Genomic DNA, 12779 nt, shown 5'->3' with positions numbered 1-12779 from the left:
AGATACGTCCGCCTGCGAGGTGGCGAATGTTTCGCCACGGACCGATAGGCGCTTATGCGTTGCTCCGGTCGGATGTGGGCGGCGATTTATGTCGAATGCCGCAGCGCGGCAATGGATTGCAACGACTAGCGCGCCAAGAAATACCGGTATTTGAATGGTGGCCCGCATTCTCGCGTGGCATCCCGCATGGCGTGACACGCAATCTTGCTGCGTTGCAGTGTCCTTGCGCTGTCTCTGCGTGTCCTGATCGAAGCGTTTTGTCTCTTATTTTTTGTCTCGCAAGCGTTTGCGTGATTACGCATGCATATCCGAAAAACGTCTAGATACAAGCGGTTGCAATGCTCCTAGTATCGGATCCGCGGAATGTAATATTCCACAGCTGAATAATACGTTCCGAGTCTGCTGGACCAGGGGTGCGCCGCGGCGCGGCGCATCGAACCAATCTGAGGGAGAGATCAAGATGAAGCCGAAATTTTCGACGGCGGCCGCCGCGTCGCTGTTCGTTGGGTCGTTGCTGCTCACCGGCGTTGCCTATGCCGATGCGGCGTTGGATGTTGCAACCACGGGTTGGGCAACCCAGAACGGCGGCACCAAGGGCGGCTCCAAGGCAGCTGCCGCCAATATCTACACCGTCAAGAATGCTGCCGAGTTGAAAGCTGCATTGAGCGCAAGCGTCGGTAGCAATGGACGCATCATCAAGGTCAGCGGCATCATCGATATCAGCGAAGGCAAGCCGTACACCAAGACCTCGGACATGAAGACGCGCGCGCGTCTGGACGTGCCCACCAAGACCACGCTGATCGGCATCACCAGCAACGCGGAAATTCGCGAGGGCTATCTGTACGTCAAGGCCAACGACGTCATCATCCGCAATATCACGATCGAAAATCCCTGGGACCCGGAGCCGGTCTGGGATCCGGATGATGGCAGTGCCGGCAACTGGAATGCGGAGTACGACGGCCTGACCGTGGAAGGCGCCAGCAACGTGTGGGTGGACCATGTCACCTTCACCGATGGCCGTCGTACCGACGATCAGAACGGCACCGCAAATGGCCGTCCCAAACAGCATCACGACGGCGCAATGGACATCAAGAAAGGCGCCAATTTCGTTACCGTCTCGTATTCGGCCTTCAAGTCGCACGAGAAGAACAACCTGATTGGCTCCAGCGACAGCGCCTCCAGCACCGACAGCGGCAAGCTCAAGGTCACCATTCACAACACCCTGTTCGAAAACATTTCTGCGCGCGCTCCGCGCGTGCGCTTCGGTCAGGTGCATCTGTACAACAACTACCACGTCGGCAGCACCAGCAATACGGTCTACCCGTTCTCCTACGCGCATGGCGTGGGCAAGGAGTCGAAGATCTTCTCCGAGCGCAACGTGTTCGAGATCAGCGGCGTGAGTAGCTGCGACAAGATCGCTGCCGACTACGGTGGCAGCGTGTATCGCGATCAGGGTTCGCTGCTCAATGGCAAGGCGCTGTCGTGCTCGTGGAACACCAACATCGGCTGGACACCGCCGTATACCTACAACCTGCTCTCGGCCGACAAGGTCGCTGCAGACGTCAAGGCCAAGGCAGGCGCCGGCAAGCTCTAACCGCCACCGGTTGCAGGCTCTCATGCAGCGCTGCACGCAGTTGCACAACGCCCGCAGTGATGCGGGCGTTGTGCGTTTCAGGTGGAGGTGGATGTCGCCTGGCGGAGATGCGGCGTTGCAACGCGCGGATGGGAGCTGCTTGCAGCACCCTTACCTATCCATGCCTATCCATGGCTGCTGGACGTGCTGCAGGTACATCCCTGCCGGTACCCGCGCGGCATCCGTGCTGCGTCAGGTTCTGTACGCAATGACGGCGCCGCGCACTCGCCAAGGCCCTGCAACCGTGCAGGTCTTCTGGCATCGCTCAATCCTGCGCGGCGTTATTGGCTGCCTGGCCCGGGGTACAGACCGGCTTCAAACGCTTGTCCACCAGCTTGCCCATGAGCCGGTCGCTCAGCGGCAGCATGTCGCCGTTGAGGCGCCAGTCGTAGATCACGCTGAAGGCCAACACGCGCGCGACATAGTCGCGGGTTTCCTTGTAGCTGATGGTTTCGATCCAGAAATCCGGCTCGAAATTCGGCCGCTGCGACTGCCAGCGTCCGGTGGGGCCGGGACCTGCGTTATAGGCGGCAATGGTGAGATAGGGCAGCCCGTAGGTGTTGAGCAGCTGGCGCAGGTACGCCGTGCCGATGGCGATGTTGGTGGCCGGCTCATAGAGGCTGCTGGCGCCTGCATAGCCGGGCAGAGCGATCCCCTTGGCGACGGCCGCGCCAGTGCCAGGCAACACCTGCATCAGGCCCATTGCGTTGGCCGGCGAGCGCGCGCGCGGATTGAAGATGCTTTCGGCACGAATTTCCGCAGCCACCCAGGCGGGGTCGATTGCATTCTTGGCGGCCTCGCGGCGAATGCTGTCGTCGTGGTGCAGCGGGAAACGCAACGAGTAGAGGCGTTGTTCGTCCGGCTGCTTGCCGAGCGCGAATACCGCACGGTCGAACCAGCCGTTGTCGCTGGCAACTTCCACTGCCAGACGGCGCTGGGTGTCGTCGAAGCGGGTGGCGGCATCGTTCCATTCGGCCACGGCCCAACCGGGGCGGTCGATCTGAAATAGGGCGATTGCGCGGACCAAGGCCGGGTCGCGCGCAACAGCAGCCTTCGCCTGCGCGCTGTCGTTGGGCTCCCAGGGGCACAGCCGGTAAGGCTGCTGCAGGCGGTCGGCGGCCAGGAATCCGTGGAAGGTCGGCGATTGCGCGGCGGCGCGATACAGCGGCTGGGCGGCTGCAGCGGCGCCGGTCTTTTCGGCCAGGCGGGCTTCGAAGTACTGCCACCGCGAGTCGCTGCGTTGGCTCGCCGGCATCCTGCGAATTGCGGCCAACGCCGCCGGCCAGTCGCCGCGCGACATCGCCTCGCGTGCACGCCATTCGTGCAGGCGCTCGTCGTAGGACGCTTCCGGTACGGCATTGAGTCGCCGCGCCGAATCCGGCAGATAAGAGGCGACGGTCCACAACGCGATCTGGTACAGCACCTGCCCACGCTGCGCTTCGCTGAAGCCGAGCGCACTGGCAAGTTGCGGTAGCTGCTGTTCGGCGGCGTCGGGATCGCTCTTGGCCAGCTTGGCCAGTCCGTCAACGGCGATGCGGCGGCTGCGCTCGGTCTTGGGCCAACCTAGTGCGCGCGGGTGGACCTTGTCGAGAAAGGCAGCGTAATCGATGGCCAGCGTCAGATCGGCCGCCGGCAGCCCACGCGCGGCGGTGCGCATCACCGCAGGCAGTTGTGCATCGGCAGCGGCTTCCACGCGTTCCCAGCGCAGCGCCGGCGTGAGTTCGCCGCGCGATTCCAGCCCGGCAACCACTGCATCGCAGGCGTCGGGCAGCGCCTTACCGTTGCGCCACAGCGTCAGCGCATCGCGGCTCCACTGTGCATCGGCCTTGCCGGTGGCCTGGCGCGCAGTCAGTTGTGCGCAGCGCAGGCCGACGTTGTCGGTGGGCTTCCAGTTGGCCAGCAGCGCGTTCCAGTCTTGCCGACGTGCCAACGCCGGCAACCAGGTGCTGCGGAAGCTTTCAGCCACGGGCTGGCCGGCGTAACGCTGCAAGAATGCTTGCGCCTGGGCATTGGAGACGGTGTCGATCGTGCGCTTGAGCGTGGCAAATTCCAGCCATCCATACAGCGGATGGCGGCTCAACGCAGCGAGCTGGCCGGCATCGGTCTGGCCGCGCTCTGCGGCCGCGATGGCATCGCGCATGGCAGTCAGTTGTGGGTCGAGGGTTTGCGCGTGCAATGCGGTGCTGCCAAGGCACAGCAGGCCGATGAAAATAGTGGCAAGTCGGGGGGCATAAGTCATGGCGCGATGATACCCAAGCACGCCTGAGCACCTGAGTGAATGCGCGTCGCTCGCGCGTGATGGGAAGGCCACTTTCGGTAGCACGCGTGATGGGCCGAGCACGCAGGTATGTGCAGACAACACCGCGTCACCACCGCTGCTGCGCCGTTGGCTGCTGCACCGCCAGTTGCGGCGCGTTAATGTTTCGTTTAAGAATTGGGGAGGACCGCAGGGCACGGGGGCGTGCGGACACTCAAGAATCCTTCTGGAGAGAGAAAGGATGAAGCGTCTGATTGGCCCCCGTCGGTCATGCCTGGCCGTGCAGTTGTCGTTGTGTCTGATTCCCACACTCGCCTGGGCGCAACAGCCCGAAGCCGCGTCGAGCACGCGTACGCTCGACAGCGTGCAGGTCACCGGCACACGTATCAAAACCGCCGAATTGCAGGGCCAGGTACCGATCCAGACGCTCAATCGCGCCGATATCGAACGCACCGGCCTGACCTCCATCGGCGAGGTCCTGCAGGAACTCACCGCGTCCGGTTCGGCGCTCAATGCCAAGTTCAATTCCTCCGGCAACTTCGGTTTTCCGCCCGATGGCAGCGGCGTGGGCGCCGGCTCGGCGCAGGTGGATCTGCGCCATCTCGGTTCCAAGCGTGTGCTGGTGCTGGTGGATGGCATTCGCTGGGTCAACGAATCCTCTGCGTCCGGCGTGGGCTCGTCGACCGATCTCAACACCATTCCGCTGGCGATCGTCGAGCGCATCGAAGTGCTCGAAGACGGCGCCTCGTCGCTGTATGGCTCGGATGCCATTGCCGGTGTGGTCAACATCATCACCCGTCGCACGTTCGACGGTGCGCAGGTCACGCTCAACTACGGGCAGTACGGCAAGGGCGATGGCGCCAACCAGGGCATGGACCTGGCCTGGGGCACCAGCGGAGAGAATTTCAGCCTGTTCTTGGGCGCCAGCTATGTCAAGCAGGATCCGATCTATGCGCGTGATCGTGCGCAGGCACGCTTCCCGATTCCTGGCACCGGGCTGACCTTCGCCAGCTCGGCTACGCCGGATGGCCGCTTCCAGTTCGTCGATCCCAACACCGGCGTACGCCAGAACCTCACGCCCAATGCCGGCGTCGGTACACCGCAATACGATGGCAGCAGCGGTTGCACGCGCAGCGACGACTATCACTGCTTCGGCACCGCAGACCGCTACAACTTTGCCGAGCAGAACCTGTTGCTGACGCCGTCCGAGCGCAAGGGCGTGTTTGCGCAGTTCCGCTATTACTTCAACGACGACGTGCAGTGGTACGTCAAGGCGTTGGGCAACCGGCGCGAATCGACCAACCAGGCCGCACCGGAGCCCATCTTCCTCGGGCCCGATGCCGGTACCGGCAACCCGCTGGCCGACAACATCGTGATCTCCGCGCTCAATCCGTTCAACCCGTTCGGATTCGATCTGGATTCGGCCACCAATCTGATCCAGATCGGTCGCAGGCCGGTGGAAGGCGGGCCGCGGCGCTACGAGCAACAGGTCGATACCCAATATTTCGGCACCGGGCTGGTCGGCACGTTCGAAGGCGCAGGGCGGACCTGGTTCTGGGACGTCAACGGCATGTACAGCAAGAACAAGGCCGAGCAGACCAACTACGGCAGCTACAACCTCTACAACATCAACCTGGCGTTGGGCGACCCGGCTGCCTGCGCGGCCGTGGCGGGCTGCGTGCCGCTGGATATCTTCAGCGGTGCCGGCAGCATCACGCCGGAGATGTTGCGCTGGATCCAGCCGGTGGTGCGCGACCGCAGCCAGAACGAATTGAGCCTGTTCACCGCCAACCTCAGCAGCGAGTTGTTCCAGTTGCCTGGCGGTGCGGTGTCGTTCGCCGGCGGTTACGAATACCGCAAGTACGAAGGCGCCTATCAGCCCGATCCGCTCACGGTAGCCGGGCGTTACAACGGCGTGCCCTCGTTGCCGACCTCGGGCAGCTACGACGTCAACGAGGCTTATCTCGAACTCAATATTCCGATCTTCGCCAACTCGGCATTGGGCGACAAACTCGATCTGAATATCGCCGGGCGTTATTCGGACTATTCGACATTCGGTGGCGAGTTCACGCCGAAATACGGTCTGCGCTGGCAGGTCACCGATGAGTTCGTGTTGCGCACCAGCTATGCGGAAGGCTTCCGCGCGCCCACCATCGGCGAGTTGTTCGGTTCGGCGGCGCGTGCGGACCTGCAGTTGTCGGACCCGTGCTCGATCGGTCTGGGCGGCACTGCGCCGCGCGGCAGTGCGGCCAATTGCGCCGCGCTCGGCGTGCCTGCCGGCTACCAGCAGGCCAACCAGCAGATCTCGGTCACCACCGGCGGCAACGAGCAGCTGGATCCGGAGCGTTCGCGCAGTTTCAGTGCGGGTTTCGTCTTCAGCCCGGGATTTGCGAGCGATGCCAGCGGGTCCGACCGCCTCGATCTGGAGGTGACCTTCTATCGCCATCATGTGGATGGTGCGATCCAGGCGATCAATGCGCAAACGCAGCTGGATCTGTGCGTGGATACGCTGGATGCGTTGTACTGCAATGGCATCGGGCGGGCGTCCACCGGCGGCATCAACGCCTTCAACAACCGCTTGACCAACCTGGGCTCGATCAAGACCGACGGTTGGGACGTGGATCTGTTCTGGACCTTGCCGCAAACCGCATTCGGGCGCTTCAAACTTTCGTGGCAGAACACCTTGGTGGGCCGCTACGAGGCGCTGGGTGCGGCGGGGCAGCGACAGCCGCAAGGGCCGGGCATCGAGGTGGTGGACAGCGCAATTCCGGAGTGGACCAGCAACGCGGTACTGGATTGGTCGCTGGGCAACTGGACGGCTTCGTGGACTGCGCGGCACATTTCCAAACTGACCGAGCAGTGCGGTGATGCGGTGGAGTTTGCGGTGTGTTCGGATCCGTCGGCGGGAACCAACCGCCTGGATGCAATCACCTATCACGATGCGCAGGTGGGCTATCGCATCGATTGGCTCAAGGGCCTGCAACTCACGGCCGGCGTGAACAACGTGTTCGACAAGGATCCGCCGATCTGCTTGTCGTGCTCCCTCAATGGCTACGACGCATCCACCTACGACATCCCTGGCGGACGCTTCTGGTATGCGCGTGTGGATTTGAAGTTCTAGTTCAACCGCACTTGATCTGGTTGGTGGGCGCGTGAGTCGGTTGCAAGGCGTTGGGGCTCTTGCCTCACTGCAGGGCCCTTGCCAGCCCACCATCGCGGGACACGCTGCAAGTACGTCCTTGTAAGCTCCTTGGCGGCATCCATGCCGCCAAGGGTCCCTCGATGGGGGGAGGGCAAGGACCAGTCGAGATGGTCGGTTTGCAAGTTTGCAAACGGGGCACGACGGGTATTGTTGGAATGGCTGCGCGGCGTGTCAGCTTCCCAATCAGGGCGAGCCCCGGTAGAGCCTTTTGGAAAGCCACCGACTGACTTTCTAGTGCGGTGTCGTCACCGATTGCGGACCCGTTGGCGGCATGGATGCCGCCAACGAGCCCCCCAGGGATGGGGTCACGGGGTGTCCGGCGAGCGGTGAGGGCACCGCGCAATCGACACACCAGGCTTGAAGATCGCCAAGCCCTCGCAACGCGCGACGGCAGGCAAGTCGGATGAGATGCCAGGCACTGAGGGCGCCCGCATGACTGCAGCGCGCTCGACTGACCGCCTGGCTCAGATCTTCGCGCGCTGCTCGCGCAAGCCGGTCAGTTGCGTGGTCCAGTCGTTCAAGCGCGCACGTTCCTGTTCGACCACCGCGGCCGGTGCGTTCTGCACGAAGGTGGCGCTGCCGAGTTTGCCGTTGCACTTGGCGATCTCGCCTTCCACGCGCTTGATTTCCTTGTCCAGGCGGTTGCGTTCGGCATCCATGTCGACCAGGCCTTCCAGTGGCACCAGCAACGTGAGTTCGCCAACGATGGCCGCGGCCGACGGCGGTGTGTCCTGGCCGGCGTCCAGCCAGTCGATGGTTTCCAGCTTGAGCAGGAACGATAGCTGCGAGGCGAAACGGGCAACGCGCGGGCGGTCCTCGGCAGTGCCGGCTTGCAGCAGCAGGCGCACCTGCTTGGACGGCGGCACGTTCAATTCGCTGCGCACGCGGCGCAGTGCCGACACCATCGACTTGAGCCATTCGACATCGGCTTCGGCGGTTGCATAGCCGCTGGTATCGACATCACCAACCTGCGGGAAGCTCTGCAACGAAATCGTGGCGGTGGTGATGCCCAGGCGCGGCGCGACCTGCTGCCACAATTCCTCGGTGACGAACGGGGTGAGCGGGTGCAACAGGCGCAGCAACGACTCCAGCACATACAGCAGCGTGTGGCGCGTGCTGGCGGCCGCGTCGGTGTCCTGACCGTTGAGCGCCGGCTTGGCCAGCTCCACGAACCAGTCGCAGAACGCGTTCCAGGCGAATTCGTATAGCGACTGCGCGAGCAGGTCGAAGCGATAGTTGGCGTAATGCACGTGGGTTTCTGCGGTGGCCTTGTCCAGGCGCGCCAGGATCCACTTCTCCGCTTCGGTACGCGGCTGCGGCACGCCGCTAAAGCGCGCGCCTTCGGTGTTCATCAGCGCAAAGCGCGTGGCGTTCCACAGCTTGTTGCAGAAGTTCTTGTAGCCCTCGGCGCGGCCCAGATCGAACTTGATGTCGCGGCCATGCGTGGCGAGCGCGGCGATGGTGAAGCGCAGCGCGTCTGCACCGTGGGCGATGATGCCGTCCGGGAATTCACGGCGCGTGGCTTTTTCGATCTTTTCTGCCATGCGCGGCTGCATCAAGCCATGGGTGCGCTTGGCTACCAGGTCCTCGATGCTGATGCCGTCGATGATGTCCAGCGGATCGAGCACGTTGCCCTTGGACTTGGACATCTTCTGGCCTTGCGCATCGCGAATCAGGCCGGTGATGTAGACATCGCGGAACGGCACCTGGCCGGTGAAGCTGTCGGTGGCCATGATCATGCGCGCCACCCAGAAGAAGATGATGTCGAAGCCCGTCACCAAGACCGACGACGGCAGATAACGCGCGAAACCGCGCTCAGCCATCGCCTGCGCATCCGGCCAGCCCAGCGTGGAAAACGGCCACAGCTGCGAGGAGAACCAGGTTTCCAGCACGTCGCTGTCCTGATGCAGGGCGACGCCCGCGCCTAAACCGTGCTTGGCGCGCACCTCGGCTTCGTCGTGGCCGACGTAGCACTTGCCGGCCTCGTCGAACCACGCCGGAATGCGATGGCCCCACCACAGCTGCCGGCTGATGCACCAATCCTGGATGTTTTCCATCCAGTGGCGATAGGTGTTGATCCAGTTCGGCGGCACGAACTTGATCTGGCCGCTTTCGACCAGCTCAAGCCCGCGCTTTGCCAGCGCATCCATCTTCACGAACCACTGGTCGGTGAGGTAGGGCTCGATCACCTGGCCGGTGCGATCGCCGCGCGGCACCTGCAGCTTGTGCGGCTTGGTTTCCACCAATAGGCCGAGGTCTTCCAGTTCGGACAGCACCAGCTTGCGTGCGTCGTAGCGATCCAGGCCGCGATAGCGCTCCGGTGCTTCGTCGTTGAGGGTTGCGGTGACGGTGAACAGGTTGATCATCGGCAGCGAGTGCCGCACACCCACCTGGTAATCGTTGAAATCGTGCGCCGGCGTGACCTTAACCACGCCGGTGCCGAACGCGCGGTCCACATAATCGTCGGTGATCACCGGCACTTGCCGGCCGGTCAGCGGCAGCACGATGCGGGCGCTGTGCAGCGTGGCGTAGCGCGCATCGTCCGGGTGCACCATCACCGCGGTGTCGCCCAGCATGGTTTCCGGGCGCGTGGTGGCCACCACCAGGTAATCGCGGGTTTCGCGCAGGGTCTCGTTGCCGTCGGCATCGTGCTCGACGTGTTCGTAGGTCACGCCATCGGCCAGCGGGTAGCGGATCGACCACAGGAAGCCGTCTTCTTCGACGTTTTCCACTTCCAGATCGGAGATCGCGGTCTTCAGCACCGGGTCCCAGTTGACCAGGCGCTGGCCACGGTAGATCAGGCCCTGCTCGTACCAGCGCACGAACGCCTCGTTGACCGCGGCCGACGGCTGCGGGTCCATGGTGAAGGTGCTGCGCGACCAGTCGCTGGACGTGCCCAGCCGGCGCATCTGGCGCTCGATAGTGTCGCCGGATTCGGCCTTCCACTCCCACACCTTGGCGATGAAGCCCTCGCGCCCCAGCGAGTCGCGCGTTTCGCACTTGCCTTCCAGCGCCAGGTTGCGCGACACCACCATCTCGGTGGCGATGCCGGCGTGGTCGGTGCCCACCTGCCACAGCGTGTCGAAGCCGCGCATGCGGTGATAGCGCACCAGCGCATCCATCAGCGTCTGTTGGAACGCATGGCCCATGTGCAGCGTGCCGGTCACGTTCGGCGGCGGCAGCAACACGGTGTACGGCTCACCCTTGCCGGACGGTGCGAAATAACCGGCCGCCTCCCACTGCGCGTACAGGCGCGATTCGAAGGAAGAGGGGTCGTAGCTGGAGGCGAGGGTGGTCATAAGGCAGGGAATGGGGAGTCGGGAATAGGGAATGGGTAGAGCGGGAGTGCTGATCGGTGACGGTCTGGTGGGAGGGAGCCAAGTTTCGACTCCCCATTCCCCATTCTCGATTCCCGATTCACATGTCGTACTTGGTCAGTTCCAGGCCCAGGGCCTTGTACTGCTTCCAGCGTTCGCGCAGCGGTTCGCGGGCAGCGGGGTCGGCCGGCACCACTTCCAGTACGCGGTCGCAGGCGCCCAGGTAGGGGTCGTCGCGCAGGTTGATCACCAGCGGGCGCGAGGGGGCATCGAACTCCGGCGAGGCGATCAGCACCGGTGCCAGTTCGTCTTCCTCATCGGTGCCGGCGATCTGGTGCGGGATATAGGCCTCGTCGTCGAACGCCCACAGCAGGTCGTCCAGCGCCTCGGCCTGCTCCGCATCGCGGGCCAGGATCAAGGTGGGCAGGTTGGCGTCGTTGGCCTTGCGCGCCAGCTCGCAGACCAGCCGCAGCGGTTCGTTGAGGAAGCGCGGCTTGGCGATCAGGTAGAAGTCGGCACGGGGCATCAGGCAGTCACAAGACGGGAGGAGAGCAACACTTCGGTGGTCATGCCGGCGGCCGCGAACAGGGCCGCGCAGCCGAACACGGCCAACAGCAGGCCGCCGAATGCGCGCAAGCGGCGCCCGGGTGGGCGCGAACGGTACAGGTACACCGGCAGGAACAGCACGGCCAAGGCCACGATGCCGATATTCATCCAGGCCGGTCGGCGGTAGCCGAGCTGGCGGCTGTCGGCCGCCAGCCACACAAACAACAGCAAAAGCTGCACTACGATCCAGAGCAGATCGATGCCGGGGCTGGTCCAGCCCGGCACTGCGCTGGCGGCTCCGTTCACGACGGAGAAGCCAGCGATGAGCGCCAGTGCAGCGCGCGGCGACATCAGGCCGCGCGATCCAGCAACCACTGGGTCAGCAGGCCGACCGGGCGGCCGGTGGCCATGCCGCGCTTGCCCTCGTCGCTGGCCACGCCGGCGATGTCCAGGTGCGCCCAACGCTGGTTTTCGGTGAAGCGCGACAGGAAGCAGCCGGCGGTGATCGCGCCGCCCCAGCGGCCGCCGATGTTGTAGACGTCGGCGAAGGTGGAATCCAGCAGGCCCTGGTATTCGTCCCACAGCGGCAGGCGCCAGGCGCGGTCGAACACGTGCTCGCCGGCGGCCAGCAGCTCGTTGGCCAGGTCGTCGTGCTTGCTCATCAGCCCGGCGGTCTGGTGACCCAGCGCCACCATGCAGGCGCCGGTCAGCGTGGCCACGTCCACCAGCGCTTCGGGATTGAAGCGCTCGGCGTAGGTCAGTGCATCGCACAGGATCAGGCGGCCTTCGGCGTCGGTATTGCCGACTTCGATGGTCTTGCCGGACATGCTGGTGATCACGTCGGAGGGGCGATAGGCGTTGCCGTCGATGGCGTTCTCGACCGCCGGCACCACCACCACCAGGTTGATCGGCAGCTCGGCCTTGACCGTGGCCACGAAGGTGCCGATGACGTTGGCGCCACCGCACATGTCGTACTTCATTTCCTCGATGCCGCCCTGCGTCTTGAGGTTGACGCCGCCGGTATCGAAGGTGATGCCCTTGCCGACCAGCACATACGGGCGCGCGTCGCCGCCGCCGTTCCACTTCAGCACGATCAGGCGCGGGCGGTTGGCCGAGCCGCGTGCCACCGACAGCAGCGAGCCCATGCCCAGCGCGTCCATCTGCGCCTCGTCCAGGGTCTCGGCCTCGGCACCCGGGAACTTGCCGGCGAAGGCCGCGGCGGTCTCGGCCAGGTAGGCCGGGGTGCAGTAGTTCGGCGGCAGGTTGCCCAGCTCGCGGGCGAACTCCACGCCTTCGGCAGTGGCCACGCCCACGGCGAGCGCGCGGGTGTCGTCGCCGGCGATGGCCAGGGTGGTCAAGCCGGTCTCGTCCACCTTCTTCTTGCCCAGCGTGGCGGTGTAGCGGTAGGCGGCGTGGTCGCTGACGGTCACCGCCTGGCGGATGTTCCAGGCGGCATCGCGGGCCTTGACGGTGAGTTCGGTCAGGGTGAGCAGGGCGGTGCCGACCGCGCCGGTCTTCAGCGCGCGGGTCGCATCGCCGACGGCCTTGAGATAGGGCGCCACGCCGAACTTGCCGGCTTCGCCCAGGCCGACCACCAGCACGCGCGGCGCGGTGACGCCGGGCAGGTCGTGCAGCAGCGTGGTGCTGCCGGTCTTGCTGGCCACATCGCCGCGCGCGACCAAGGCCGTCAAGCGGCCCTGACTGGCGCTGTCCAGCGCCTGGGCAGCGGGCGAAAGGGTCTTGTCGGCGAACACGCCAACCACGATGCAGTCGACGGCAGCGCTTGCCGGCGCGTCTTGGTTCAGGGTGAATTGCAGGGCCATT

7 protein-coding genes are annotated in these 12779 nt (G+C 64.5%); 2 read left to right on the top strand and 5 right to left on the bottom strand.

Annotated features, from left to right (window positions below):
* Positions 1–460 precede the first annotated feature (460 nt).
* A complete protein-coding gene (locus FLG15_RS17615; protein WP_150146913.1) occupies positions 461–1594 on the top strand; it encodes a pectate lyase family protein in 1134 nt (377 codons plus the stop codon).
* Between the two features lie 304 nt (positions 1595–1898).
* Here FLG15_RS17615 and FLG15_RS17610 read toward each other — a convergent pair whose 3' ends face one another.
* The gene (locus FLG15_RS17610) at positions 1899–3872 is read right to left on the bottom strand and encodes a lytic murein transglycosylase (protein WP_057678026.1); all 1974 of its coding nucleotides are present in this window, start codon (positions 3870–3872) and stop codon (positions 1899–1901) included.
* Between the two features lie 259 nt (positions 3873–4131).
* Between FLG15_RS17610 and FLG15_RS17605 the strand changes: the two genes are divergently transcribed.
* A complete protein-coding gene (locus FLG15_RS17605; protein WP_150146912.1) occupies positions 4132–7011 on the top strand; it encodes a TonB-dependent receptor in 2880 nt (959 codons plus the stop codon).
* Positions 7012–7556: 545 nt separating this feature from the next.
* On the opposite strand, the gene FLG15_RS17595 is transcribed toward FLG15_RS17605, so the two are convergent.
* The 4 genes from FLG15_RS17595 to FLG15_RS17580 form a co-directional block, all read right to left on the bottom strand.
* Positions 7557–10391, bottom strand: a complete 2835-nt coding sequence (locus FLG15_RS17595; RefSeq protein ID WP_057678024.1) for a valine--tRNA ligase — start codon at positions 10389–10391, stop codon at positions 7557–7559.
* A gap of 118 nt (positions 10392–10509) precedes the next feature.
* A complete protein-coding gene (locus FLG15_RS17590) occupies positions 10510–10935 on the bottom strand; it encodes a DNA polymerase III subunit chi (RefSeq protein WP_057678023.1) in 426 nt (141 codons plus the stop codon).
* The gene (locus FLG15_RS17585) at positions 10935–11306 is read right to left on the bottom strand and encodes a hypothetical protein (RefSeq protein WP_057678022.1); all 372 of its coding nucleotides are present in this window, start codon (positions 11304–11306) and stop codon (positions 10935–10937) included. Before FLG15_RS17585 ends, FLG15_RS17590 begins: the two co-directional genes overlap by 1 nt.
* The gene (locus FLG15_RS17580) at positions 11306–12778 is read right to left on the bottom strand and encodes a leucyl aminopeptidase (RefSeq protein ID WP_057678021.1); all 1473 of its coding nucleotides are present in this window, start codon (positions 12776–12778) and stop codon (positions 11306–11308) included. Before FLG15_RS17580 ends, FLG15_RS17585 begins: the two co-directional genes overlap by 1 nt.
* Position 12779: the final 1 nt, after the last annotated feature.

The organism is Xanthomonas phaseoli pv. dieffenbachiae (assembly GCF_008639345.1).
In the GTDB taxonomy this organism is placed as follows: Bacteria; Pseudomonadota; Gammaproteobacteria; order Xanthomonadales; family Xanthomonadaceae; genus Xanthomonas; species Xanthomonas phaseoli.
This window is presented reverse-complemented; position numbering and strand designations above follow the sequence as displayed.

Bases quoted from the DNA above. Each gene is read 5' to 3' on its own strand.
- FLG15_RS17615 (WP_150146913.1), top strand. From the start codon at position 461: ATGAAGCCGAAATTTTCGACGGCGGCCGCCGCGTCGCTGTTCGTTGGG.
- FLG15_RS17590 (WP_057678023.1), bottom strand. From the start codon at position 10,935: ATGCCCCGTGCCGACTTCTACCTGATCGCCAAGCCGCGCTTCCTCAAC.
- FLG15_RS17595 (WP_057678024.1), bottom strand. From the start codon at position 10,391: ATGACCACCCTCGCCTCCAGCTACGACCCCTCTTCCTTCGAATCGCGC.
- FLG15_RS17580 (WP_057678021.1), bottom strand. From the start codon at position 12,778: ATGGCCCTGCAATTCACCCTGAACCAAGACGCGCCGGCAAGCGCTGCC.
- FLG15_RS17605 (WP_150146912.1), top strand. From the start codon at position 4,132: ATGAAGCGTCTGATTGGCCCCCGTCGGTCATGCCTGGCCGTGCAGTTG.
- FLG15_RS17610 (WP_057678026.1), bottom strand. From the start codon at position 3,872: ATGACTTATGCCCCCCGACTTGCCACTATTTTCATCGGCCTGCTGTGC.
- FLG15_RS17585 (WP_057678022.1), bottom strand. From the start codon at position 11,306: ATGTCGCCGCGCGCTGCACTGGCGCTCATCGCTGGCTTCTCCGTCGTG.